Source organism: Stenotrophomonas sp. B1-1 (genome assembly GCF_010894375.1).
In the GTDB taxonomy this organism is placed as follows: Bacteria; Pseudomonadota; Gammaproteobacteria; order Xanthomonadales; family Xanthomonadaceae; genus Stenotrophomonas.
In genome coordinates, this window is record NZ_JAAIUZ010000020.1 from 52,931 (window position 1) to 76,493 (window position 23,563).

At 66.5% G+C, this 23,563-nt stretch carries 22 protein-coding genes; 15 read left to right on the forward strand and 7 right to left on the reverse strand.

The features are described from left to right. Positions 1 to 21: 21 nt before the first annotated feature. Positions 22 to 708: a hypothetical protein gene (locus G4G00_RS15735; protein ID WP_108754606.1), complete on the forward strand. Its 687-nt coding sequence runs from the start codon at positions 22 to 24 to the stop codon at positions 706 to 708. Positions 709 to 714: 6 nt separating this feature from the next. On the opposite strand, the gene G4G00_RS15740 is transcribed toward G4G00_RS15735, so the two are convergent. Further along, positions 715 to 1,113 carry a RidA family protein gene (locus G4G00_RS15740; protein WP_164274906.1) on the reverse strand — a complete coding sequence of 133 codons (399 nt, stop codon included), beginning with the start codon at positions 1,111 to 1,113 and terminating at the stop codon, positions 715 to 717. Positions 1,114 to 1,222: 109 nt separating this feature from the next. Between G4G00_RS15740 and G4G00_RS15745 the strand changes: the two genes are divergently transcribed. Both G4G00_RS15745 and dnaQ read left to right on the forward strand, forming a co-directional pair. Beyond that, on the forward strand, positions 1,223 to 2,116 hold the full coding sequence (locus G4G00_RS15745; protein ID WP_164274909.1) for a LysR family transcriptional regulator: 894 nt from the start codon (positions 1,223 to 1,225) through the stop codon (positions 2,114 to 2,116). A gap of 146 nt (positions 2,117 to 2,262) precedes the next feature. Further along, positions 2,263 to 2,772, forward strand: coding sequence for a DNA polymerase III subunit epsilon (gene dnaQ / locus G4G00_RS15750; RefSeq protein ID WP_108754603.1), 510 nt, complete (start codon positions 2,263 to 2,265; stop codon positions 2,770 to 2,772). An 89-nt stretch (positions 2,773 to 2,861) separates the two neighbouring features. On the opposite strand, the gene G4G00_RS15755 is transcribed toward dnaQ, so the two are convergent. Further along, a complete protein-coding gene (locus G4G00_RS15755) occupies positions 2,862 to 3,710 on the reverse strand; it encodes a hypothetical protein (RefSeq protein ID WP_164274911.1) in 849 nt (282 codons plus the stop codon). Between the two features lie 165 nt (positions 3,711 to 3,875). Next, positions 3,876 to 5,114 (reverse strand): glycosyltransferase, encoded by a 1,239-nt coding sequence (locus G4G00_RS15760; protein WP_108754602.1) that lies wholly within the window; start codon positions 5,112 to 5,114, stop codon positions 3,876 to 3,878. 282 nt (positions 5,115 to 5,396) lie between these two features. Here G4G00_RS15760 and rpmB point away from each other — a divergent pair, with 282 nt between their 5' ends. The 6 genes from rpmB (at position 5,397) to G4G00_RS15790 (ending at position 11,641) form a co-directional block, all read left to right on the forward strand. Beyond that, complete coding sequence (gene rpmB, locus G4G00_RS15765; RefSeq protein ID WP_005411638.1) at positions 5,397 to 5,633, forward strand: 50S ribosomal protein L28; 237 nt, start codon at positions 5,397 to 5,399, stop codon at positions 5,631 to 5,633. Positions 5,634 to 5,643: 10 nt separating this feature from the next. Then, positions 5,644 to 5,811: a 50S ribosomal protein L33 gene (gene rpmG, locus G4G00_RS15770; protein WP_170272460.1), complete on the forward strand. Its 168-nt coding sequence runs from the start codon at positions 5,644 to 5,646 to the stop codon at positions 5,809 to 5,811. A 272-nt stretch (positions 5,812 to 6,083) separates the two neighbouring features. After that, positions 6,084 to 7,502 carry a cardiolipin synthase gene (gene cls, locus G4G00_RS15775; RefSeq protein WP_108757539.1) on the forward strand — a complete coding sequence of 473 codons (1,419 nt, stop codon included), beginning with the start codon at positions 6,084 to 6,086 and terminating at the stop codon, positions 7,500 to 7,502. A 30-nt stretch (positions 7,503 to 7,532) separates the two neighbouring features. Next, positions 7,533 to 8,954 carry an FAD/NAD(P)-binding protein gene (locus G4G00_RS15780; RefSeq protein ID WP_164274914.1) on the forward strand — a complete coding sequence of 474 codons (1,422 nt, stop codon included), beginning with the start codon at positions 7,533 to 7,535 and terminating at the stop codon, positions 8,952 to 8,954. 9 nt (positions 8,955 to 8,963) lie between these two features. Beyond that, a complete protein-coding gene (uvrD, locus tag G4G00_RS15785) occupies positions 8,964 to 11,156 on the forward strand; it encodes a DNA helicase II (protein WP_108754599.1) in 2,193 nt (730 codons plus the stop codon). Between the two features lie 158 nt (positions 11,157 to 11,314). Then, positions 11,315 to 11,641 (forward strand): low molecular weight protein tyrosine phosphatase family protein, encoded by a 327-nt coding sequence (locus G4G00_RS15790; RefSeq protein WP_108754598.1) that lies wholly within the window; start codon positions 11,315 to 11,317, stop codon positions 11,639 to 11,641. 86 nt (positions 11,642 to 11,727) lie between these two features. Here G4G00_RS15790 and G4G00_RS15795 read toward each other — a convergent pair whose 3' ends face one another. Next, on the reverse strand, positions 11,728 to 12,393 hold the full coding sequence (locus G4G00_RS15795) for a hypothetical protein (protein WP_240336171.1): 666 nt from the start codon (positions 12,391 to 12,393) through the stop codon (positions 11,728 to 11,730). A gap of 99 nt (positions 12,394 to 12,492) precedes the next feature. Between G4G00_RS15795 and G4G00_RS15800 the strand changes: the two genes are divergently transcribed. After that, complete coding sequence (locus G4G00_RS15800) at positions 12,493 to 13,047, forward strand: hypothetical protein (protein ID WP_164274919.1); 555 nt, start codon at positions 12,493 to 12,495, stop codon at positions 13,045 to 13,047. Between the two features lie 80 nt (positions 13,048 to 13,127). On the opposite strand, the gene G4G00_RS15805 is transcribed toward G4G00_RS15800, so the two are convergent. Together G4G00_RS15805 and rtcR are read right to left on the reverse strand one after the other, a co-directional pair. Beyond that, a complete protein-coding gene (locus G4G00_RS15805) occupies positions 13,128 to 13,274 on the reverse strand; it encodes a hypothetical protein (RefSeq protein WP_159094026.1) in 147 nt (48 codons plus the stop codon). A gap of 73 nt (positions 13,275 to 13,347) precedes the next feature. Beyond that, a complete protein-coding gene (gene rtcR / locus G4G00_RS15810; RefSeq protein ID WP_164274921.1) occupies positions 13,348 to 14,943 on the reverse strand; it encodes an RNA repair transcriptional activator RtcR in 1,596 nt (531 codons plus the stop codon). A 187-nt stretch (positions 14,944 to 15,130) separates the two neighbouring features. On the opposite strand from rtcR, the gene G4G00_RS15815 reads away from it, so the two are divergent. The 4 genes from G4G00_RS15815 to G4G00_RS15830 all read left to right on the forward strand — a co-directional run bounded on the left by G4G00_RS15815 (position 15,131) and on the right by G4G00_RS15830 (position 20,059). Next, positions 15,131 to 16,678, forward strand: a complete 1,548-nt coding sequence (locus G4G00_RS15815; protein ID WP_164274924.1) for a VWA domain-containing protein — start codon at positions 15,131 to 15,133, stop codon at positions 16,676 to 16,678. A gap of 502 nt (positions 16,679 to 17,180) precedes the next feature. Further along, the gene (locus G4G00_RS15820) at positions 17,181 to 18,407 is read left to right on the forward strand and encodes an RtcB family protein (protein ID WP_108754593.1); all 1,227 of its coding nucleotides are present in this window, start codon (positions 17,181 to 17,183) and stop codon (positions 18,405 to 18,407) included. Positions 18,408 to 18,464: 57 nt separating this feature from the next. Next, entirely contained in the window at positions 18,465 to 19,481 is a 1,017-nt protein-coding gene (gene rtcA / locus G4G00_RS15825; protein WP_164274927.1) for an RNA 3'-terminal phosphate cyclase, read from the forward strand. Positions 19,482 to 19,612: 131 nt separating this feature from the next. Then, complete coding sequence (locus G4G00_RS15830; protein WP_108754591.1) at positions 19,613 to 20,059, forward strand: universal stress protein; 447 nt, start codon at positions 19,613 to 19,615, stop codon at positions 20,057 to 20,059. 129 nt (positions 20,060 to 20,188) lie between these two features. Here G4G00_RS15830 and G4G00_RS15835 read toward each other — a convergent pair whose 3' ends face one another. Next, positions 20,189 to 20,473 (reverse strand): DUF2782 domain-containing protein, encoded by a 285-nt coding sequence (locus G4G00_RS15835; RefSeq protein WP_108751337.1) that lies wholly within the window; start codon positions 20,471 to 20,473, stop codon positions 20,189 to 20,191. A gap of 86 nt (positions 20,474 to 20,559) precedes the next feature. Here G4G00_RS15835 and polA point away from each other — a divergent pair, with 86 nt between their 5' ends. Then, entirely contained in the window at positions 20,560 to 23,334 is a 2,775-nt protein-coding gene (gene polA, locus G4G00_RS15840) for a DNA polymerase I (RefSeq protein ID WP_164274930.1), read from the forward strand. Positions 23,335 to 23,563 lie beyond the last annotated feature (229 nt).

A 23,563-nucleotide genomic window follows, 5' to 3' on the forward strand; every position in this document is an offset into this window, starting at 1 on the left:
ATCGCCACCAAGGATGGAACGATGACTGCACGCGCTGCCGCAGCCGGTCTGCTGCTGGTCCTGGCCAGTCCGGCTGCATTCGCCGCCGGGGATGTCTACGTGGAGTTGCTGTGGGCGCCGACGCCCGCAGATGCGATCGCACGGTCGGTGGCCTACCAGTTCGTTGCCGATGGCCAGCATGACCACCGCATCTGCGTTGCCGCCGGTGGAGAGGACGCCGATGTGGGCGGGCTGGAGCTCACCATTCGTGATGCCAAGGGCGTTCGCATCTCGCACGTAAGGCATGCCGGTTTCCGTGGCCGGAAGACGTGTTTCCCTGCGGACATCGGCACCGCAGGGGCAGCCGGCATGTGGACGGTGGATGCCACGCTTGGCGACGGCCGCACCGGCAGAGCAGACGTTCGCGTCGATCACCGCCTGGAGGACTCCCCGCTTTACCTTGGGCACGACGGACCCTACGTTGCGGGTCGCCCAAACTACGATCCGTCCGTTCCGGCGGCCGAATGGGTGGGCAAGTTGGTCTGGGCAACGGACGTGGATGCAGAAGGCAGAGTGACCCACGTTGAAGTTGAAATGGCCGAAGGTGTTGGCGAACGCCTGCGCGCGCGTGCATTGGCCGCGGGCTGGTTGAACCGGTTCGGCCCCGACCCGGCGCGTGCGACGAAACCTTTGCGTTGGCGCCGCACACTGGAATTTGCCGCAGAGTGATTCGTACTACTTGGGTGCGGGCAGCTTCGCAATCACCTTGATCTCGAACTGGAACCCGTACAGCCAAGTCACGCCGATGCCGGTCAGGGTCGGGTGCGGCGCCTGGCCCCAGTACTCGGGCACGATCGCCCAGGCCTTCTCGAAATTCTTTTCCGGATCGACCAGAAACACGGTTACGTCGATCACATCGTCGAACGTGCAGCCGGCGGCTGCCAGCACCGCATTGAGGTTGTCGAAGGCGCGGCGCACCTGGGTTTCGAAGTCCGGCTCGCGCGAGCCGTCTTCGCGGCTGCCGACCTGGCCGGAGACGAACAGGAAGCCGTTGGAGCGGATGGCCGGCGAGTAGCGGTTGCGCTCGTAGAGGGCCTGGCGACCGGCGGGGAACACGACATCACGCTGTGACATGGGGGCTATCCCGTGGGAGAGAGGGCCATCCTCCTCGCCAAGGCTGTCTGGATAAACCGCGATAATCGGCCTAGATTGATTGTCGATCCCAAACAATTGCGGGCCGCCCATGGACCGTTTCGAGGCAATGCGGGCCTTCGCCCGGGTGATGGAAACCGGCAGCTTCACCCGCGCCGCGCACACCCTGCAGGTCAGCCGCACCACGGTCACCCAGCTGGTGCAGCAGCTGGAAGCGCACCTGCGCCTGCGCCTGCTCAACCGCACCACCCGGCGCGTCAGCACCACCGCCGACGGCGCGGCGTACTACCCGCGTATCGCCCGCCTGCTGGCCGAACTGGAGGCGGTGGAAGGCGGCTTGGGCGAGGCCGCCAGCCAGCCGCGCGGGCGCCTGCGCATCGATGTGCCCGGCCCCTATGCACGGCTGCGGCTGGTGCCGGCGCTGGCGGATTTCCATGCACGCTACCCGGAGATCCAGCTGGACATCGGGGTGAGCGATCGCGAAGTGGATGTCATCGCCGACAACGTGGACTGCGTGATACGCGGTGGCACGCCGGCCGACCCGGCGCTGGTTGCACGGCCGCTGGCCAGCCTGCCGCTCGGCTTCTACGCCAGCGCTGCCTACCTGCAACGCTTCGGCGCGCCCGACCACCCGCGCGCGCTGGAAGGACCGGACCATCACGTGGTCGGCTTCCTCAGCCCGCGCAGCGGTCGCGCGCGGGTGTTCAGCGCCCGCCGTGGCGATGAGCGCATCGAGGTGCAGGGCCGTTACACGGTGGGCTTCGATGATGGCAACGCCTACCTGGCGGCCGCTGTGGCCGGACTGGGCGTGGTCGCCCTGCCCAGCTACATGGCGCAGCCGCACGTGGCCCGCGGCGAACTGCAGCCGGTGCTGCAGGACTGGCAGCTGCCGGCCATGCCGATGCACGTGATGTTCCCGCCGAACCGGCACATGAGCCAGCGCCTGCGGGTGTTCATCGATTGGGTGGTGGAGGTGCTGGGGTAATGCCTTTGTAGCGTCGAGCGTTGCTCGACCGCTTCTGCTCGGCGCTACAGCCTCCCGACCGCAAAGTTTTGCAACTGTTCCTAGGTCGATGGCGTCAACGTTCGTGCGACCATTTCCGGCACGCCACAAAGGAAATGGATTGCCACATGAGTCGTATCGTTGCACTGGACACCGAAACCACCGGCCTGTCGCACAAGCAGGGCCATCGCATCATCGAAATCGGTGCGGTGGAAATGATTGACGGACGAATCACGGGTCGCCAGTTCCACACGTTCCTGCAGCCACAGCGTCGCGTGGACCCTTTCGCACAACGTGTGCACGGCATCAGCGACGCCATGCTGGTCGGCAAGCCGTTGTTCTCCAACAAGGCGGTCGAACTGCTTGAATTTCTGCGTGGCAGTGAACTGGTGGCCCATAACGCCACGTTCGACGTCGGCTTCCTGGACCATGAACTTCGCCTGGCCGGCCACACGGTGGCCCTGGCCCACCATTGCCGCGTGACCTGCAGCCTGAAGATCGCCCAGCAGCGCTGGCCGGGGCAGCCCAACAAGCTGGATGACCTGCTGCAACGCCTGGGCATTCCCGGCGAGCGCGGCCTGCACGGCGCGCTGAAGGATGCACATCTGCTGGCCCAGGTGATTCCGCACCTGCGTTGAGTTGGCCTGCAGCAGGGGTCAGAGCCCGCGTCTGTCGAGGCGGGATCCAACCCCATCGGGAGGCCGTGACGACACCCGTGTGCCTGACGCTACGCCTCTGCAGGGCAGTGCAAGCACAAGTTGTCGTCATGCACGCGATTGAACCTGCAGACATGTTCTATGTGTTGCCGCGCCTCGGGTGAGAACCAGCCAAGCACTTCCACCAAGTGTCGGTGTCTATCACGCAGATCCTGATGGAAGGTGATGGGTTCATGGTGGAAAACGCGATTCCGCAGAGCGCGCGCGCCTTCGACCCGACGTTGAACCTTTGCTCTGGTTCTCCAGGATTTGGGAACGCCAGGTAGAACCGTGCCGAGGAGGGCAGGGCACGCTGCCCGTCCTCCATGTTCATAGGCGAAGTGAAACATCCCGCACCAGAAGCCGAACCCGAGTTCTGCAACGATTCGATCCGGATCATGGGGCTTGTTGCGCTTGGAGAGCGTTGCTTTTGCCTCCAGGACCATACGTGCATGGTTCGCATTGAGCCAGGCCTGCGCATACCAATCGCGCGCCCCGAAGTGGCGGCTGAAAGCGTTGTGAATGCTGTTGCGCATCACCACCTCCAGCATATGAAGCACTGGATACAGGGCCTCGCACAGAAGCATGTTTCTGGCGTGCCTTGCTACGGCCTCAATGCCCATATTTCCGTATGAGTGGGCTACCGATGCCACCTGCTGAGGCTGGGCGACAGTGGCGGATGCTTGGTGGATCTTCAGAGCGCCGGCCAGCGCCGAGCCCAGCGCGCCACCGGGTGCTTGGTTGACGGGATCGATCACAACTGCGGCGGCGGGCGCAGCTGGCAATCCGTAGGGTGCCAATCTGGTCGATGACACTGCTGCTACCAACCCGTCAGCGATCTTCACATCAATGAGCGATGCCCAATGCGGACTCTTGAACACGGTGTGATCTTCCCCTAGCATCGGCAGCGCATACCCCGGCAAGCTCCTCTCCTCACATGCTTCACGTGAGTGATGGGTCCGGGGTTTTTTTTGTCCGCCAGCTTTCCGTGTGCTGTGTTCACCCCGGCATTTCATAGGCTGGGCAAGGGGGCTGGCAGAGCCCTTTCAACGTTCTACAGCAACGTCAGGCGGGGGGTAAGGTCGATTTCCGTCAATCGCGGCGACGGCGGTGGCCACGCCATCTTCGCTGGCCATCGCTGCACCCAGTGCAGCGGCACGTGCGCGCGTTTCCGGGTCTTCGGCGAACGCGATGGCCGTCGCCAGCGTGGCCGCATGCAAGCGCTTCGGCGACAGCGGTGCTGGCGCAACACCGAGCGCCTGCAGGCGCCGCGCCCAGAAGAACTGATCGGCAGCGAAGGGCATCACCAGTGAGGGAATACCCGCGCGGCAGGCCGAATGCGTGGTGCCACTGCCACCGTGATGGATGGCCAGCGCGCAGCGCGGGAACAACGCTTCATGCGGTGTCGGGCCAACGACGAACACGTTCGCCGGCAGGTCGCCTGCAGGCAGGCCCGCCCAGCCCGGAAACAGCAGCACGCGTCGCGGTGCCAACGCGTGCAGCAGCGCCGGCAACACACGCTCGCGGTCGAAGCCGGTCATGCTGCCGAAGCCCAGGTACACCGGTGGCGGACCGGCATCGAGGAAGGCCTGCAGGTCTGGCGGCGGCAACCACGGTTGCTCCGGCATCCGCCATTGCCCGCACACCACGTGGTCGGCCGGCCAGTCCGGCGGCGGCGGCAGCAGTTGCGGGGAAATGCCGTACAGCATTGGCAGGCCGGTCCACAGCGTGCGGCGCGGGGCTTGCCCCAGTGCGGCGCGCGCCACGTTGATCGGCTTGCGGAACGTGCGCCACACCGCCTGGTTGACCAGCCCGTAGCTGGCCCGGCGCAGGAACCCGGGCAGCGGCAGCGGCGGCAGGAAGGGGGATGCAAAGACCCGCGTCGGGGTGAGCGGAATCATGCCGGTGCCGATGGCTGGCAGGTCGTGCCGTTCGGCCACGCTCAAGCCCACCAGGGCGGCCAGACCCCCCGTCAGTATGGCGTCGCAGCCTGCGGCGGCCGCATCGGCCTGCGCCATCCAGGCCGGCACGTGGCGGCCGGACATCCGCCCCAGACCGCGCGAGGCGGCAGCCAGGTTGTTGCCGCGTGCCACCAGGGCCACCACCTCGTCGTGAATGTCGCCCTCCAGCGCCGCGTGCGGCACGCCCAGGTCGCGTGCGCTGCCCAGCGTGCCCTGTTCGGCCAGCAGCATCACCTCATGGCCCGCCTGGCGCAGCCCGTGGCACAGCATCACCAGCGGCCGGGTGTCGCCTTCGGTGCCATAGGTCAGGGCCAGCAGTCGCATGGAAGGGCTCGCGGGAGGGGCCGCCAGTATGGTCAGACCCGGCATGAACACGGCGTGCCACGTTCAGCCTTTGCCCTGTGGACAACTTGCGCAAGTGATTGAAAGCCTGCATAATGCGCGGCTCGCTGTGTCCGGTTTCGTGCCGGGCGGCACCCCCGGGAGCACGTCCCCGGCCGCCCAACGCCAGCGTAACCCTTTGATTCTCTTGACGTGTGGTGGGCAACCACCGAGGCCGCCGTCTCCCGGGCTACGGGCTGACACAATTAACTATCGAGGTGCGCAATGTCCCGCGTATGCCAGGTTTCCGGCAAGCGAGTGCAGACGGGTAACAACGTCTCGCACGCCAACAACAAGACCCGTCGTCGTTTCCTGCCCAACCTGCACGAGCGCCGCTTCTGGGTTGCCAGCGAAAACCGCTGGGTGAAGCTTCGTGTTTCCGCGCATGCACTGCGCACCATCGACAAGAACGGCATCGATTCCGTTCTGGCTGAGCTGCGTGCGCGCGGCGAAAAGGTCTGAGGAGTAGACGATCATGGCAGGCAAGCGCGATAAGGTCCGTATGATTTCGACCGCCGGTACCGGTCACTTCTACACGACCGACAAGAACAAGAAGAACACCCCGGGGAAGATGGAATTCTCCAAGTACGATCCGGTCGTGCGCAAGCACGTCCCGTACAAGGAAGGCAAGATCAAGTAATCCGCAAGGGTTGCTGATCGCCTCCGGAAAAACCCGCCCTTGTGGCGGGTTTTTTCATGCCCGGCGCCCGGCAGGTGCGTACCCCGCCTGGTAGGTGCCAACCTTGGTTGGCACGCTTACCCCGCCTGGTAGGTGCCAACCTTGGTTGGCACGCTCACCCCGCCCGGTAGGTGCCAACCTTGGTTGGCACATGCTTCCATGCAGTCGAGCATGGCTCGACTCTACACACCCTGCTGGGCAGAATGGCTGCACACCTCCCGACGGGCGACGCGATGCTGTTCGAGTGGCTGCTGGGCTCCTACCTGCTGTTGATCGACTGGCTCATCCGCCTGGTCGCGCTGTGCTGGATTCCTACCCGCACCACGCCGGGGGCCGCACGCAGCTGGCTGCTGCTGGTCGGCTTCGTGCCCCTGCTGGGCCTGCCGTTGTACCTGCTGTTCGGCCACCCCTGGCTGTCGCGCGAACGCATCCGCCGCCAGGCCGAGGCTTCGTTGGTCATCCGCGAAGAGCAGGCGCTGCAGCGGCGCCTGCGCTGGGTGCCGCAGCCCGACACCGCCACTGCCGAGATCGTGCCGCTGGTGCAGCGCCAGGGCGACTTCATGCCGGTGCACGGCAACGCCGTCGATCTGCTGACCGACTACGACGAGTCGCTGCACAGCCTGATTGCCGATATCGACCAGGCCGAAGACCGCGTGCACCTGCTGTACTACCTGATGTTCGATGACGCCGTGGGCGAGGCCATCGTCGAAGCCCTGCAGCGTGCCGCCGCGCGTGGCGTGCAGTGCCGCGTGCTGCTTGATGCCGTCGGTGCCAAGCGCGGCCTGCGCGCCTACCGCAAGCGACTGCAGGCACGCGATGTGGAAGTGCGCGCGATGCTGCCGGGCGGCCTGCGCTGGCGCCGCAGCGGCCGCATGGACCTGCGCAACCACCGCAAGATCGCGGTGATCGACAACGAAGTGGCCTACGTGGGTTCGCAGAACCTGGCCGGCCCGCAGTTCGTGCCCGGCCATCCCAACCGTGAACTGGTGGCGCGCGTGCGCGGCCCGGCGGTGGCGCATCTGGAAGCGGTGTTCGCCAGTGACTGGTACATGGAAACCGGGCAGCGCCTGGAGGTGATCGCCAACGTACCGGTGTGCAGCGACGACATCGCCACCCAGCTGCTGCCCAGCGGCCCGGCCTACCCGTACAGCAATGCGCGCGATGCCGTGGCCGCGCTCATCCACCTGGCACGGCGGCGACTGGTGATGGTGACCCCGTACTTCGTGCCCGACGAGGCGACCCTGAGCGCGCTGCGCATCGCCGCGCTGTCGGGCGTGCAGGTGCAGTTGATCCTGTCGGCCAGCAACAACCAGCGGCTGACGTCCTGGGCGCAGGAGGCGTACTACGACGAACTGCTGCGCTGTGGCGTGCAGATCGCGCTGTACGAGCCACAATTCCTGCACGCCAAGCACATGAGCGTGGACGAAGACATCGCGGTGCTGGGCTCGATCAACATGGATATCCGTTCGTTCGCGCTGAATGCCGAGATCGGCCTGATCTGCTACGACCGCCCGCTGGTGAAGCAACTGTGCGCGATCGAAGACGACTACCTGCGGCAGTCGACGCTGCTGGACCTGGAGCAGTGGCGGCAGCGGCCGGCGTGGCGGCGCAGCCGTGAAGGCATCGCACGGCTGGCCGATGCGCTGATGTAGACGGGCGCGTTGGCGCGGGTCACGCCAGCCATGGCCTACAATCCCCGCATGACTGATTCCGCGCGAACCGCTGAAGCGGACCTGGCGATCATCGGTGGCGGCGCCGCCGGCGTACTGGTGGCCCTCCACGTGCTGCAGCAGGCCCGGCAGCCGCTGTGCATCACGCTGTTCGAGCCGGCCTCGCAGCCGGCACAGGGCATTGCCTACTCCACACCGTGGCCGGAGCACCTGCTGAACGTGCCGGCGGCAAAGATGAGCGCATTCCCGGAACAGCCCGGCGATTTCCTCGATTACCTGGAAGCGGCCAACGCCTACCCGGGTGAAGCACGCGATGTGCTGGGCGAGCGCTATGTCTGCCGCCATTATTTCGCCAGCTACCTGCAGCAGCGCCTGCAGCAGGCCGCTGCGGCCAGCCCGGCGCAGGTGCAGGTCATCGCCCAGCCGGTGCTGGCCCTGCAGGTGGATGCACACGGCTGCCAGTTGCAGCTGGGCGATGGGCAGGTGCTGCGCGCCGCGCAGGCGGTGCTGGCCACCGGCAACAGCATGCGCCCGCTGCCCGTGCCCGGCGCCGACGCATTGACGGCCGATGCGGTGGTCGAAGCCTGGGATTACGACGGCGTGCGGACCCTGGCCGGTACGCAGGCATTGGCCATCGTCGGCTCGGGCCTGAGCATGGCCGATACCGTGCTGGCCCTGGTGGCTGCCGGCCATAGCGGTCCGCTGCATGTCATTTCCCGTCATGGCCTGCTGCCGCTGCCGCACGACCATGGCGCGCTGCCGAGCTTCGATCCCGCCAGCCTGCTGCCGCTTACCCTGCGCCAGCGGCTGCGCGCACTGCGCCAGCACGCCGGTGAACTGCAGGCCGCCGGGCAGCCGTGGCAGGGCGTGATGGACCGCATCCGCGCCCACGGGCAGGCCCTGTGGTGCAGCCTGGATGCAGCCGACCAGCGTCGCTTCCTGCGCCATGTGGTGCGCTACTGGGACGTGCATCGTCATCGCATTGCCGAAGGCATCGATGCGCAGCTGCAGGCGCTGCAGGCCAGTGGCCAGCTGCAGATCCACCGCGCACGGTTGCAGCAGGTGCGCCAGCAGGACGACGCCCTGCTGCTGAGCGGGCGCAGCGCTGACGGTGCTGACCAGGCCTGGGCGGTGGCCGGCATCATCAATGCCACCGGCGTGGAAACCCGTGCCAGCGCCCTGCGCAACCCGTTGCTGCAGCAGCTGCTGGCCGATGGCGTGGCACGGCCGGGACCGCATGGGCTGGGCCTGGACAGCGGCGTGCCCGGCGATCGCCTGCACGACGCGCAGGGCCGGCCGCAGCCGCGGCTGGGCGTGCTCGGCAGCCTGCGCATCGGCAGCCTGTGGGAAAGCCTGGCCGTGCCTGAACTCCGTCAGCAGGCACAGGCATTGGCCGCGCAGGTGGTCGCAGGGCACGCGACCGCGATGCCGTAAAATGGGGGCATGGATGTCTCCCACCTGCTTGATGGCCTGAACCCGGCCCAGCGCGACGCCGTCTCTGCTCCCCCTGGCCACCACCTGGTGCTGGCCGGCGCCGGCTCGGGCAAGACCCGCGTGCTTACCCACCGCATCGCCTGGCTGCATGAAGTCTTCGGCGTGCCCACCCACGGCATTTTCGCGGTCACCTTCACAAACAAGGCGGCCGGTGAAATGCGCCACCGCATCGACGCGCAGCTGCCCAACGGCAGCCGCGGCATGTGGATCGGCACCTTCCACGGCCTGGCCAACCGCCTGCTGCGCCTGCACTGGCAGGACGCCAAGCTGCCCGAAGGCTTCCAGGTGATGGATTCGGACGACCAGCTGCGGCTGGTCAAGCGCGTGGTGCAGGCGCTGGAAATCGACGACAGCAAGCATCCGCCCAAGCAGATTGCGTGGTGGATCAACGAGCAGAAGGACGAGGGGCGCCGCCCGCAGCACATCCAGCCCGAGCCGCACGATGCGTGGCTGGAAACCATGCGCCAGGCCTACATCGAATACCAGGCGCGCTGCGACCGCGCCGGCCTGGTCGACTTCGCCGAACTGCTGCTGCGCGCGCACGAACTGCTGCGCGACAACCCGGCCCTGCTGGCCCACTATCGCGCCCGCTTCCGCGAAATCCTGGTGGATGAGTTCCAGGATACCAATGCCATCCAGTACGCCTTCGTGCGCGTGCTGGCCGGCCACGAAGGCCACGTGTTCGTGGTCGGTGACGATGACCAGGCCATCTACGGCTGGCGCGGCGCCAAGGTCGAGAACGTGCAGGGCTTCCTGCGCGATTTCCCCGGCGCGCAGACCATCCGCCTGGAACAGAACTACCGTTCCACCGCCAATATCCTGGGCGCCGCCAACGCGGTGATCGCACACAACCCGGATCGCATCGGCAAGGAACTGTGGACCGACAGTGGCGATGGCGAGCCGATCGATCTGTACGCCGCGTACAACGAAATGGACGAGGCGCGTTACATCGTCGAACGTGCCCGCCAGTGGGTGCGCGATGGTGGCAGCTACACCGAAGTGGCCGTGCTCTACCGCAGCAACGCGCAGTCGCGCGCGCTGGAAGAAGCACTGTTGAGCGAACAGGTGCCGTACCGCGTGTACGGCGGCATGCGCTTCTTCGAGCGCGCCGAAATCAAGGACGCGCTGGCCTACCTGCGCCTGCTGTCCAACCGCAACGACGATGCCGCCTTCGAGCGCGCGGTGAACACGCCCACCCGTGGCATTGGCGAACGCACGCTGGACGAAGTGCGCCGCGAAGCGCGTGCGCAGGGCCTGTCGCTGTGGGAAGCCACCATGCTGGTCACCCAGGGCAGTGCGCTGGCCGCACGCGCACGCAACGCGCTGGCCGGCTTCCTGGTGCTGGTGAACGAGCTGCAGGCACAGACCCTGCACATGACCCTGGCCGAGCGCGTGGACCACATCCTGTCGCGCTCGCAGCTGCGCGAGCACTGGAGCAAGGAAAGCCGCAACTCGCTGGATTCGGAATCGCGCACCGACAACCTGGACGAACTGGTGTCGGTGGCCTCGCGCTTCGTGCGCCGTGCCGATGACATCGAGGAAGTGGGCGAGGAGATGGATGAGCTGGTCGCCTTCCTGGCCTACGCCGCGCTGGAGGCCGGTGAGGGCCAGGCGCAGGCGGGCGAGGAGGGCGTGCAGCTGATGACCCTGCACTCGGCCAAGGGCCTGGAATTCCCGCTGGTGTTCCTGGCCGGGATGGAAGACGGCCTGTTCCCGAGTGCGCGCTCACTGGAAGAAAGCGGGCGGCTGGAAGAAGAGCGCCGCCTGGCTTACGTGGGCATTACCCGTGCACGGCAGAAGCTGGTGCTGTGCTACGCCGAATCGCGGCGCATCCACGGCCAGGACAACTACAGCCTGCCCTCGCGCTTCCTGCGCGAGATTCCGCGCGAGCTGCTGCACGAGGTGCGCCCGAAGGTGCAGGTCTCACGCCCGGCCTCGCTGGGCAGCAGCCGGGTGATGGGCCACGCCTCGATCGAGGCGCCGCCGCTGAAGCTGGGGGCCCTGGTCACCCATCCCAAGTTCGGCGAAGGCATGGTGACCGACTACGAAGGCAGCGGCGCGCACGCCCGCGTGCAGGTCGAATTCGCCGATGCCGGCAGCAAGTGGCTGGTGATGGCCTACGCCAACCTGACGGTGATCTGATTACCGTCGGGGTCAGATCCCTCCCGCGGGAGGGCTCTGACCCGGTCTTCGAGCTCCTGTAGAGTCGAGCTTGCTCGACTGCTCTGCGCGTTCAGTCGAGCAAGCTCGACTCTACAAAAAGCAGTCGAGCAAGCTCGACTCTACAACGGCAGAATCCCATGACCCGCAACGTGCTCTTCCTCTGCAGCCAGAACCGCCTGCGCAGCCCCACGGCCGAGCAGGTGTTCGCCGATTGGCCCGGCATCGAAACCGCCTCGGCGGGCTTGCTGGCCGACGCCGAGGAAGTGCTCAGCCCCGAGCTGCTGCAGTGGGCCGACCTGGTGTTCGTGATGGAAAAGGCGCACCGCAACCGGCTGTCCAGCCGCTACAAGGCATGGCTGAACGGCAAGCGGGTGATCTGCCTGGATATCCCCGACGACTACGACTACATGGACCCGGTGCTGGTGGAACTGCTGAAGCGCAAGGTGCCACAGTTCCTGCGCTGAGCGTGGGAACGTCCCGTAGAGTCGAGCTTGCTCGACTGCCCCTACGAAGAGCAGTCAAGCAAGCTCGACTCTACGGATCGGGCGCCTCAGTCCTGCGCCTTCGAGCCCGTCGCGGCATCCTGCTCGGACATCGACTGCTGCAGGCTGCTGGTGAAGTTCCTCACCGCGCGCTCCAACGCGATCTCCCAGTTCTCGCGCGAGACGATCTGGAAAATGTTGGCGCCGTGGCCGGTGGCCGTGAAGGTCCGGGCCTGACCGTCCTTGCGGGCGGTCACATCGACCGCTATGTCGGCCAGCATCTGCTGGGTTGAAGATGCGGCACGCCAGAAGTTCATCGGCATCTTCACCGAGAAATCGGTCAAGGTTGCTTCCAGTTCCGTGCAGGTACCAGTGCACTGGTCTGTCGTGCGGTAGCCCATGTTGCGCAGGGCCTGGATCATGATCTCGCGCGCCTTGTCCGGGGCGGTGGACGACTCAAGGGACACCAGCACGCCATTGTTGCCGCGGATGACGCCACCGATGCTCTGCGGGCGCTCCGCAGCCGCCACCTGCGGGAAGTACGTCGTGCGCCCATCGCGCACCGGCGCGACGACGACCACCGGGCCCTGCTCGGGATTGACCCGGATGTCAGGCACGTTCACGCGCACGACTTCGGTGCGGATGCCGCAGCCCGTGAGCACCAGCAGCAGTGTGGCTGCAATGATCGACTTCATGAATTCCCCCTGTTGGAATGATGTTTCTGTACCGCGCATTATCGCGTGGCCGACGGGTCCCGGGGGAGGCCTCGCCGAAGCAGCAGTCGAGCGAGCTCGACTCTACAATGGGCGGTGACATCTTCCAGGAACGCCGCCATGACCGAATCCACGCTGCACGTTACCGTGACCTTGAACGCCAAGTTGCAGCCCGAGCACCGCCACGAGCTGTTCGAGGACCCGCTGGATGCGCTGCTGCAGGCGGCCGGCATCGGTGAGATCACCGGCGGCGGCACCGCGATCTCCGACGTGGGGGAAGTGGAGTACGGCGATATCGAAATCGCGCTGAACGACGCAGCCGGCGTGCCCAAACTGGTTGACCTGCTGGAACAGCTGGGCGCACCGAAGGGTTCCAAGGTGCAGGGCGCAGGCGAGGCCGATCGCAGCTTTGGCGTCACCGAGGGGCTGGGCATCTACCTGGACGGTCTGAACCTGCCGGACGAGGTGTACGAGCAGTGCGATTCGAACCATGTGTTCGAGCAGCTGTCCGAGCGCATCGATGGCCTGGGCGAAATCTGCAGCTGGTGGCAGGGCCCGACCGAAACCGCGCTGTACATGTATGGCCAGTCGTTTGCCGCGATGCAGGCAGCCATTGCCGAGTTCGTCGCCAGCTACCCGCTGTGCCAGAACGCGCGCATCGTGCAGATCGCCTGAGCGTAGACGTTTACCGGTAGGTGCCAACCTTGGTTGGCACGATGCTTCCGATCACAGAAAGCAGTCGAGCAAGCTCGACGCTACTGGCCCGCCGCCTGCTTGGCATTGTCGCGCAGGGCCAGTTCCTTGCCGACCTGATAGCCGCCGTAAAGCACGGCGAAAACGCCGATGACAACCCATACAAGTGTGCGTGGGACGGCGGCGGGTTCTGGTTTGCGTTCGTGCATGGCGATCTCCTTGAAAGCGATGGATGCTGCGCGGCCAGCATGTACCGGGGCCCTTCGTCGAGCAAGCTCGACGCTACGCAGAACCGGGGCTGCGCACCTGCTCCCAGTCCAGGCCGAACTTCGCCAGGTACTTGCGCAGGCGGTCGGCGTCGTTGGTACTGGCGCGCTGGGTGCGTGATACCGCGAACAGCTCGCGGCCGGCGGCGGATAGCGACTTTGAGCGTGCGCAGACCCGTACCACTTCTTCCAGCTGCACGCGGTCGAAGCGGTCCAGCTGGTCGGCTGCCTCGCCCAGCAGCGCCTGCAGCGGTGAGGGTGCTTCGCCGCCGCGCCACTGCCGCCGCAGGCGGGCAATCTCCTCGTCCACGCCCTCGGTCTGGATACGCCCGGCCGTGGCCAGGGTGGCCAGGCGCATGATCGATGCGCCCAGGTCGCGGAAGTTGCCGCGCCAGGCCGCCTCGGCGCTGGTAGCGAAGGCCAGATAGCGCGCACGTGCTTCCACGTTGAAGCGCACCCGCGCGTGCTGCTGCTGTGACCAGCGCTCCAGCTCGAACTCGATGTTCGGCTCGATGTCCTCGCTGCGCTGGGCCAGGCCCGGCAGGTGGTAGGTCCACAGGTTCAGGCGTGCCAGCAGGTCTTCGCGGAAGCGGCCTTCCAGCACCGATTGCTGCAGGTCGCGGTTGGTGCCGGCAATCAGCTGGAATTCGCTTTCCACTTCGCGATCGCTGCCTACCGGCAGGAAGCGTTTCTCCTCCAGCGCACGCAGCAGCATAGCCTGTTCGTCCAGGCCCAGTTCGCCGATTTCATCCAGGAACAGCAGGCCCTGGTGCGCCGAACGCAGCAGGCCGGCGCGGTCCGACGATGCACCGGTGTAGGCGCCCTTGGTATGGCCGAACAGTGTGCTCATCGCACCGTCGCCGCGCAGCGTGGCGCAGTTCACTTCAACGAAGCGGCCGGGCAACTGGTGCTTGAGCTTCTTCAGTTCGAACACGCGCTTGGCCAGCTGGCTCTTGCCGGCACCGGTGGGGCCCATCAGCAGCATCGGTGCGCGCGAACGCGTGGCCACCGTTTCAATCTGCTCGATCATCGCGTTGAAGGCGGCGTTGCGGGTGGCGATGCCGCTCTTCAACAGGTCGCGATCCTGCAGTTGCTGCTGGGCGAAGCGCTGGGCGATATGGTCGTAGCGCGACAGGTCCAGGTCGATGACGGCGTAGCTGCCGGCCGCGCCATCCTGCTTGCGCGGCGGCGAGGTCTGCAGCAGGCGACCGGGGAAGTGCCGGCTCTCGGTGAGCAGGAACCAGCAGATCTGCGCCACGTGCGTGCCGGTGGTGATGTGGACGTAGTAGTCCTCCTCCTCCGGCTGGAACGGGTAGCCGGCCAGGAAGTCGTGCAGGGTGGCGTAGACCCCTTCGAACTCCCAGGGATCGGCCAGGTAGGTGTCGTGCCGGCGCACCTGCAGGCCCGGCGCGGCCTGTGCCAGGTCGTCGCACACCACCCGCGCCAGCTTGGCGTAGCGGCGTTCGTCCAGCAGCAGTTCAACCCGGTCGGGCAGGAAATCCTCGTGCATGCCCAGCGATACCGTCGGCCGCCATTTCTGCCACCGGCCCGGTCCTTCGCCCGCGTCGAGCTGGGTGCCGAGCATGCCGAAGACGACCTGTCGCCGTGACATATCCATTCCTATAAAAGACGCGCTGCAACTATATACATTCTTCGAGTGCCGCGTCGGCGATTCTTGTTTGAAACCAGTAAAAACGCAGTAAAAACAACGTCTTGATCAAGTCGATCAAAAGTTGGCACGGCCATTGCTCTATTCCAGGCAAGACACGACGCGGGCAGTTCCCGCCGAGGACACCACGATGGCCAACCTGACGCTCTTCTCCAACATGCGTGCCCCGGCGCTGCCGCCGGCCACCACCGTCAATGAAGCCGGTGGCCTGGCCTACCGCCGCGACCCGCGTGCTGCGCTGGCCCTGTATGCGGCCACCGGCTGCCTCAACAACACCTTCTACAGCAACGCCGACGCGCAGCTGCGGCAGGTGCTGGCGCTGACCGCGCAGGTCGAGCCGAACTTCGTGGCGCGCACCGCGGTGTATGCCCGCCAGGTGGCGCATATGAAGGACATGCCGGCGCTGCTGCTGGCGGTGCTCAGCCTGCGCGATGCCGCGGTGTTCGCCCAGGTGTTCCCGCGGGTGATCGACAACGGTCGCCAGCTGCGCACCTTCGTGCAGATCATGCGCAGCGGCCAGGTCGGGCGCCGTTCGCTGGGCTCGCTGCCCAAGCGTCTGGTGCGTGAGTGGATCCAGCAGGCCCCGGTGGAAACGCTGGTGCGTGCAGCCATCGGCCAGCAGCCGTCGCTGGCGGATCTGATCCGCATGGTGCACCCGAAGCCGGTCGATGCCGAGCGCAAGGCGCTGTATGCCTGGGTTGTCGGTCGTCCGTATGACGCGGCGCAGCTGCCGGCGCTGGTGCAGGCCTACGAAGCGTTCAAGCGTGACCCGCAGGGACTGCCGCCGGCGCTGCCGTTCCAGTACTTCAGCACGCTGCCGCTGGATGCGGCGCAGTGGTCGGCGCTGGCGCGCAGCGCGTCGTGGCAGTCGATGCGGATGAACCTCAACACGTTCGCCCGCAACGGCGTGTTCGACGATGCGGCGATGGTGGACCTGATTGCCGCGCGGCTGCGTGACCCGCAGCAGGTACGTCGTTCGCGGGTGCTGCCGTACCAGTTGCTGATGGCGTTCCACGCCGGCAAGGGCCTGCCGTTGCCGATCCTGGATGCACTGCAGGATGCCATGGAGATCGCCACGGCATCGGTACCGGTGCTGCCGGGGCGGGTGGTGGTCGCGGTGGACGTGTCCGGGTCCATGCAGTGGCCGCTGACCGGCTACCGCAAGGGCGCCAGTACGTCGGTGCGCTGTGTGGACGTGGCGGCCTTGATCGCGGCTTGTGTGCTGCGCGGTCAGCCGCAGGCCACGGTGCTGCCGTTCGACACCCAGGTGCGGCCGGTGCGGTTGAACCCGCGCGACAGCGTGATGACCCTGGCCGCGCAGTTGGCGATCAACGGCGGCGGCACCTCGGTCAGCGCACCGCTGGAAGACCTCAACCGTCGCTGCGCGCAGGTCGACCTGGTGGTGCTGGTGTCGGACAACGAGAGCTGGCGCGACACCCGCCAGGGCGGTGCGACGGCCACGATGCGGGCGTGGGAGGTGCTGAAGCAGCGTTGCCCGCAGGCGCGCCTGGTCTGCATCGACCTGCAGCCGGTGGCCAGCAGCCAGACCGTGCAGCGCGAAGACGTGCTGCACATCGGCGGCTTCAGCGATGCCGTGTTCGATCTGCTGGGCCAGTACGCGCAGGCACCGGCCGATGGCAGTGGCTGGGTGCAGTGCATCCAGGACATGACGTTGTAAGGCGGCAAGGATGTCGCCAGGGACCGCCCGGCTGGCAATAGGGCCAGCCGGGCAGGGACCCGGAATTCGAGTTTTCGCGGTGAATGCTGGTGGAACTACATTGGTTGTCCCTTCGGGGTCGGGTTCAAATCCCGCCTTTCCTGCCGGGTGTGGGGAAAGAGATGTTCCACTCCTTTTGTCACCGCACCTGTTTCAACGCCGGCACTGCGAATGCCGGAGGAACTACAGCCTTCTAAGCTCCGGGTCGCGGGTTCGAGCCCCGCCCGCTGTGGCAACGCAGCGGTAGCTCAGTGGTAGAGCAGGATGTTCCTCCACCCCTCGTCGTGCTGCCGGCACCTTTGCTTTCGTTGCGCGGGGAATGCCGGCCGAACTACATCGGAAACCCTTCGGGGTCGGGTTCAAGTCCCGGCCACCTGCCACGGCAACGCGGCAGGTGGTGCGTTCGGCCACCTTTGTCACCGCACCTTCTTTGTTTTTGTATTGGATGAAAGGAAACATCACCATGACCACGATGAACCATGACGTGATCCAGCAGCCCGGCGCTGCACCCATCAAGCTGTGGACGCGCGGGGTGCCGCTGGAAGACCAGGCACGCGAACAGCTGCAGAACATCGCGCGCCTGCCGTTCATCCACAAGTGGATTGCGGTGATGCCCGACGTGCACCTTGGCAAGGGGGCAACCGTGGGTTCGGTGGTACCGACCGTGGGGGCTATCATTCCCGCCGCGGTGGGCGTGGATATCGGCTGCGGCATGATGGCCGTGCGCACCACGCTCGATGCCAGCGACCTGCCGGACAATCTGTCGGCCGTGCGCAGCGCGATCGAACGAGCGGTGCCGCATGGCCGCAGCGTGACCCGTGGTGGCCGTGACAAGGGCAGCTGGGATACGCCGCCGGAGCTGGCCATCGAAGGCTGGAAGCAGCTGGTGGATGACTTCGCGCTGATCTGCGAGCGCCACCCGCGCCTGAAGAACACCAACAACCTCAAGCACCTGGGCACCCTGGGTACCGGCAACCACTTCGTGGAAGTGTGCCTGGACCAGGACCAGCGCGTGTGGTTCATGCTGCACTCCGGCTCGCGTGGCGTCGGCAATGCCATCGGCACCTACTTCATCGAACTGGCCAAGCAGGAAATGCGCCGCTGGATGATCAACCTGCCCGACCAGGACCTGGCGTACCTGCCCGAGGGCAGCCAGCACTACGGCGACTACGTGTTCGCCGTGGAGTGGGCACAGCGTTTCGCACGCATGAACCGCGAGGTGATGATGCGCAACGTGGTGGCCGCCGTGCGCATGGTCATCAGCAAGCCGTTCGAGGCCCAGGCCGAAGCGGTGAACTGCCACCACAACTACGTGAACCGCGAGACCCACTTCGGCAAGGAGGTGATGCTGACCCGCAAGGGTGCGGTCAGTGCACGCAAGGGCGAGCTGGGCATCATTCCGGGCAGCATGGGCGCCAAGAGTTTCATCGTGCGCGGGCTGGGCAACGAGGACAGCTTCCACAGCTGCAGCCACGGCGCCGGCCGCGTGATGAGCCGCACCCAGGCGCGCAAGCTGATTACCGTGGACGAGCACGCCAAGGCCACCGCGCACGTGGAATGCCGCAAGGATGCGGAGGTGGTGGATGAATCGCCGGCGGCCTACAAGCCGATCGAGGCGGTGATGGAAGCCCAGCGCGATCTGGTCGAGATCGTGCACACGCTGCGCCAGGTGGTGTGCGTGAAGGGATGAAGCGGGCCGCGCGCGGCGTACACTGCGCCGCGCGCGGCAGGATGGAGGAACCTACACATGGATATGATTGAACTTGATGGCGGGCAGGGCGGCGGGCAGCTGCTGCGCTCGGCCCTGACCCTGAGCCTGTGCACCGGCATTGGCTTCACCCTGCAGAACATCCGCGCGATCCGGCGCAAGCCGGGGCTGATGCGCCAGCACCTGACCGCGGTGAATGCCGCTGCACGGGTGAGCAACGCCTGCACGCATGGTGCTGCGCTGGGTGCCACCTCGCTGCGCTTCGAGCCCGGCGTGGTGAGCGCTGGCGACTACCACTTCGCAACCGGCAGTGCCGGTTCGGCCACGCTGGTGCTGCAGACCGTGCTGCCGGCGTTGTGGCGTGCGCAGCAGCCGTCGCGCCTGCGGCTGGAAGGTGGCACCCACAACCCGCTGGCGCCCAGCGCCGATTTCATCGCTGACAGCTACCTGCCGTCACTGGGTCGCATGGGCGTGCAGGCCCAAATGCAGTTGCTGCAGCATGGCTTCCACCCGGCCGGCGGCGGCGTGATTGAAGTGCAGGTGCAGCCGTGCGCCGCGTTGCAGGCACCGCTGCTGGAGCAGCGGCCGGCCCTGGAATCGATGCAGGCGCAGGTGCTGATGTCCGGCTTGTCCAGCAGCATCGGCCTGCGCGAGCTGCAGGTGCTGGCCGACACCCTGGGCGTCGATCCGCACCCGCGTCACGTGCAGTCGATCCGCCCGGCCTTGGGCCCGGGCAATGTCGCCCTGGTGCGCGTGCAGCATGGCAGCCACGTGGAAGTGTTCGATGGCCACGGCGAGCGCGGGGTGAGTGCCGAACAGGTGGGCGCTCGCCTGTCCGCACGCGTGCAGCAGTACCTGCAGGGCAACGCCTACGTGGGTGAATACCTGTCCGACCAGCTGCTGCTGCCGATGGCCCTGGCCGGCGGCGGCGCCTTCACCACCCACGTCATCAGCGATCACCTGGCCAGCAACGCCCGGCTGATCGAGAAGTTCCTGCCGGTGGAATTCGACTGGCAGCCGCACGAGGGGGCCTGGCGGGTGACCGTCGAGGCGTAGGCATCCTGGGGCTCGCCGGGCCATGCCCGGCGGGCGTCAACCCCGCGCATTGATCCTGCTCAAGGCACGGCGTGCACATCGGCTGTGTAATGGTGGTGTTCCCATTCGGCAGATCGCCACGGAGCCCCACCATGTACACACGCATCCTGATCGCCACCGACGGTTCCGAGCTGGCCGACAAGGGCCTGGCCAAGGGCCTGGAGCTGGCCAAGGACCTCAACGCCGAGGTCGATATCGTGACGGTGTCCGAGCCGTGGGCGGTCGGCATGTACGACGCCATGGGCTGGAGCGTGGGCTACATGAACAGCCCCGAGTACAAGGCCGACCGCGAGGAAGGGGCACAGAAGGTGCTGCAGCCGGCGCTGGCCAAGGCCGCCGAACAGGGCATCAAGGCCAACCCGGTGCATGTGCTGGACCGTTACGCGGCCGACGGCATCATCGAAACCGCCGCTGATCGCAACAGCGATCTGATCGTGATGACCTCGCACGGCCGCCGTGGGGTGACCCGCGTGCTGCTGGGCAGCCAGACCGCCGAAGTGCTGGCGCGCAGCTCGCTGCCGGTGCTGGTCATCCGCTGAATTCACGCGTTCCCGGGGAGGGGACCGACGCCGGTGCGCAGGATGCGTACCGGCGTCATCTTTTGTGGCGTTCGGCCTTGATGGGGTCAGAGCCCTTTCCTGCGGAAAGGGATCCGACCCCGCACTGCATCACCAGCTGTACAGCTTCCAATACACCGGCGACACGCCATCCTTGTCGTTGTCCATGCGGCCGTCGCCGTTCCGGTCATACATGTAGAACGGTGCGCCCCGCGACGGGGTGACCTTGACCATGCGCAGCTGGCCGGACACGCGGTACTCCTCGATGGTATCGCCGTTGTCCATGGTGCGGCTGGACACTTCGGCCCCCTTCACGTCCACCGGGGGAGCGCCGGCACCGCCCATGCTGGCGCAGCCAGCAAGCAGGAGCACGGACGCCAGCATCAGGGTCTTCATCGGCAGGGCCTTTGCCTGGAACGGGTCTTGATTATGCCCCATCACCGTGTCGCCGCCGTGCAGGCGTGGGCGCGTAGAATCGCCGCATGAGCAGATTAGTCCTGATCGACGGGTCCAGTTACCTGTACCGCGCGTTCCACGCGCTGCCGCCCCTGTCCAATGCACAGGGTGAACCCACCGGCGCGCTGTTCGGCGTGGTCAACATGCTGCGGTCCACACTGAAGGAGCGCCCGGCCTACGTCGCCTTCGTGGTGGATGCGCCAGGCAAGACCTTCCGCGATGACCTGTACGACCAGTACAAGGCCAATCGCCCGCCCATGCCCGACGACCTGCGCAGCCAGGTGGAACCGATGTGTCGCATCGTCGAAGCGCTGGGCATCAGCATCCTGCGCATTCCCGGCGTGGAGGCCGACGATGTGATCGGCACGCTGGCCCTGCAGGGCGTGGCGCAGGACCTGAAGGTGACCATTTCCACCGGCGACAAGGATTTCGCCCAGCTGGTGCGCCCGGGCATCGAACTGGTGAACACCATGACCGGCAGCCGCATGGATTCGGATGCGGCCGTCATGGACAAGTTCGGCGTGCGTGCCGACCAGATCATCGACCTGCTGGCGCTGATGGGCGACACCGTGGACAACGTGCCGGGTGTGGAGAAGTGCGGCCCGAAGACCGCGGCCAAGTGGCTGGCCGAATACCAGACGCTGGACGGGGTAATGGCCGCCGCCCCGACCATGAAGGGCAAGATCGGCGAAAACCTGCGCGCGGCGCTGGACCGCCTGCCGCTGAACCGCGATCTGGTGACCATCCGCACCGACGTGGAGCTGGAGGCGAGCCCGTCCACGCTGGCGCTGCGCGAGCAGGACGTGCCGGTGCTGACCGAGCTCTACGCGCGCTACGGCTTCACCCAGGCGCTGAAGGAGCTGGGTGCGCCGCTGCCGGCCCCGACCGCCGCCAGCGAAGCCACCCCCAGCCTGCGCGGCACCGCCGCCGGTTTCGCCCGCGGCAGCGCCGAAGCGCCAGCGGCGGGTGAACTGGACCCGGCGCTGGCCGCACCGGGCGAGTACGAAACCGTGCTGACCGACGAACAGTTGCAGGCCTGGGTGCAGCGCCTGCAGCAGGCCGAGCTGATCAGCTTCGACACCGAAACCGATGCGCTGGACGCGATGCGTGCGCGCCTGGTCGGCATCAGCCTGGCGGTGGAGCCGGGCAAGGCCGCCTACATTCCGGTCGGCCACGACTACCCCGGGGCGCCGGCACAGCTGCCGCTGCAGCAGGTGCTGGACGCGCTGCGCCCGCTGCTGCAGGACCCGGCGAAGAAGAAGCTGGGCCAGCATGGCAAGTACGACCTGCACGTGCTGCGCCGCCACGGCGTGGAGGTGCAGGGTTACCACGACGACACCATGCTTGAGAGCTTCGTGCTCAATTCCACGGCCACCCGCCACGACATGGATTCGCTGGCCCTGCGCTACCTGGGCTACAACACCATCAAGTTCGAGGATGTGGCCGGCAAGGGCGCCAAGCAGATTCCGTTCTCGCAGGTGGGTATCGACGAAGCCAGCCGCTACGCGGCCGAGGACGCCGACATCACCTTGCGCCTGCACCACGCGCTGCGCCCGCAGCTGCTGGCCGAGCCGAGCCTGGACAGCGTGTACCGCAGCATCGAGATGCCGCTGGTGCCGGTGCTGACCACCATCGAAGCCAACGGCGTGCACATCGACACCGCCGAACTGCGCCGGCAGAGCCAGGACCTGTCCTCGCGCATGCTGGCCGCGCAGCAGAAGGCCACCGAACTGGCCGGCCGCAGCTTCAACCTGGATTCGCCCAAGCAGCTGCAGGCCGTGCTGTTCGACGAGCTGAAGCTGCCGGCGGTGGTGAAGACCCCCAAGGGCCAGCCCAGCACGAACGAGGAAGCACTGGAGGCCATTGCCGACCAGCACGAGCTGCCGCGGGTGATCCTGGAATACCGTGGCCTGGCCAAGCTGCGCAGCACCTACACCGACAAGCTGCCGGAGATGGTGAACCCGGACACCGGCCGCGTACACACCAGCTACCACCAGTCCGGTGCCGCCACCGGCCGCCTGTCCTCGTCGGACCCGAACCTGCAGAACATTCCGATCCGCACCGACGATGGCCGCCGCATCCGCCGCGCCTTCGTCGCCCCGGACGGCTGCCAGCTGCTGGCGGCCGACTATTCGCAGATCGAGCTGCGGATCATGGCCCACCTGTCCGAAGACCCGGGCCTGGTGCGCGCCTTCGAGCAGGGCGCCGACGTGCACCGTGCCACCGCCGCCGAAGTGTTCGGCCGCGCGCTGGACGAGGTGACGCCCAACGAGCGCCGCGCCGCCAAGGCCATCAACTTCGGCCTGATGTACGGCATGAGCGCGTTCGGCCTGGCCCGCAACCTGGGCATCGACCGCGGCCAGGCGCAGGACTACGTGGCGCTGTACTTCAGCCGCTACCCGGGCGTGCGTGACTTCATGGAACGCATGCGCCAGCAGGCGCGCGAGCAGGGCTATGTGGAAACCCTGTTCGGCCGCCGCCTGTACCTGAACGACATCAACGCCCGCAACCAGGGCCTGCGCGCCGGCGCCGAACGAGCGGCCATCAACGCCCCCATGCAGGGCACGGCGGCAGACATCATCAAGCGGGCGATGGTGTCCGTGGACCAGTGGCTGCGCGACAGCGGGGCACCGGCGCGGATGATCCTGCAGGTGCACGATGAACTTGTGTTCGAAAGCGCGGCCGGTTTCACAGAGGAATTGCGTAAGCACGTGGTCGAACACATGTCGCAAGCGGCACAGTTGCGGGTGCCACTGGTGGTCGATACCGGCATTGGCAGCAACTGGGACGAAGCGCACTGAGTCGCATTTCGGGCCATTAACGACGTGAATTCATTCATTTCAGGGGATTTTCTGACTCGAAGATGAATGTTTCTGGAGGGGCGCACGATTAAATGGGCGCCCTTCACGAACCGTTAGTGTTCGGAGTGCTTCTATAACCCTCGACAGGCGCAACGCCTGTTGTGGATCTCTCCCATCCCCTGGAGCAGATCTCGGAACGGGGGCTCCTCCCCAAGCGCCCGTTCCCCGG

Bases quoted from the DNA above. Each gene is read 5' to 3' on its own strand.
- G4G00_RS15735 (WP_108754606.1), top strand. From the start codon at position 22: ATGACTGCACGCGCTGCCGCAGCCGGTCTGCTGCTGGTCCTGGCCAGT.
- G4G00_RS15740 (WP_164274906.1), bottom strand. From the start codon at position 1,113: ATGTCACAGCGTGATGTCGTGTTCCCCGCCGGTCGCCAGGCCCTCTAC.
- G4G00_RS15745 (WP_164274909.1), top strand. From the start codon at position 1,223: ATGGACCGTTTCGAGGCAATGCGGGCCTTCGCCCGGGTGATGGAAACC.
- dnaQ (WP_108754603.1), top strand. From the start codon at position 2,263: ATGAGTCGTATCGTTGCACTGGACACCGAAACCACCGGCCTGTCGCAC.
- G4G00_RS15760 (WP_108754602.1), bottom strand. From the start codon at position 5,114: ATGCGACTGCTGGCCCTGACCTATGGCACCGAAGGCGACACCCGGCCG.
- rpmB (WP_005411638.1), top strand. From the start codon at position 5,397: ATGTCCCGCGTATGCCAGGTTTCCGGCAAGCGAGTGCAGACGGGTAAC.
- cls (WP_108757539.1), top strand. From the start codon at position 6,084: ATGCTGTTCGAGTGGCTGCTGGGCTCCTACCTGCTGTTGATCGACTGG.
- G4G00_RS15780 (WP_164274914.1), top strand. From the start codon at position 7,533: ATGGCCTACAATCCCCGCATGACTGATTCCGCGCGAACCGCTGAAGCG.
- uvrD (WP_108754599.1), top strand. From the start codon at position 8,964: ATGGATGTCTCCCACCTGCTTGATGGCCTGAACCCGGCCCAGCGCGAC.
- G4G00_RS15790 (WP_108754598.1), top strand. From the start codon at position 11,315: ATGACCCGCAACGTGCTCTTCCTCTGCAGCCAGAACCGCCTGCGCAGC.
- G4G00_RS15795 (WP_240336171.1), bottom strand. From the start codon at position 12,393: ATGCGCGGTACAGAAACATCATTCCAACAGGGGGAATTCATGAAGTCG.
- G4G00_RS15800 (WP_164274919.1), top strand. From the start codon at position 12,493: ATGACCGAATCCACGCTGCACGTTACCGTGACCTTGAACGCCAAGTTG.
- G4G00_RS15805 (WP_159094026.1), bottom strand. From the start codon at position 13,274: ATGCACGAACGCAAACCAGAACCCGCCGCCGTCCCACGCACACTTGTA.
- rtcR (WP_164274921.1), bottom strand. From the start codon at position 14,943: ATGTCACGGCGACAGGTCGTCTTCGGCATGCTCGGCACCCAGCTCGAC.
- G4G00_RS15815 (WP_164274924.1), top strand. From the start codon at position 15,131: ATGGCCAACCTGACGCTCTTCTCCAACATGCGTGCCCCGGCGCTGCCG.
- G4G00_RS15820 (WP_108754593.1), top strand. From the start codon at position 17,181: ATGACCACGATGAACCATGACGTGATCCAGCAGCCCGGCGCTGCACCC.
- rtcA (WP_164274927.1), top strand. From the start codon at position 18,465: ATGGATATGATTGAACTTGATGGCGGGCAGGGCGGCGGGCAGCTGCTG.
- G4G00_RS15830 (WP_108754591.1), top strand. From the start codon at position 19,613: ATGTACACACGCATCCTGATCGCCACCGACGGTTCCGAGCTGGCCGAC.
- G4G00_RS15835 (WP_108751337.1), bottom strand. From the start codon at position 20,473: ATGAAGACCCTGATGCTGGCGTCCGTGCTCCTGCTTGCTGGCTGCGCC.
- polA (WP_164274930.1), top strand. From the start codon at position 20,560: ATGAGCAGATTAGTCCTGATCGACGGGTCCAGTTACCTGTACCGCGCG.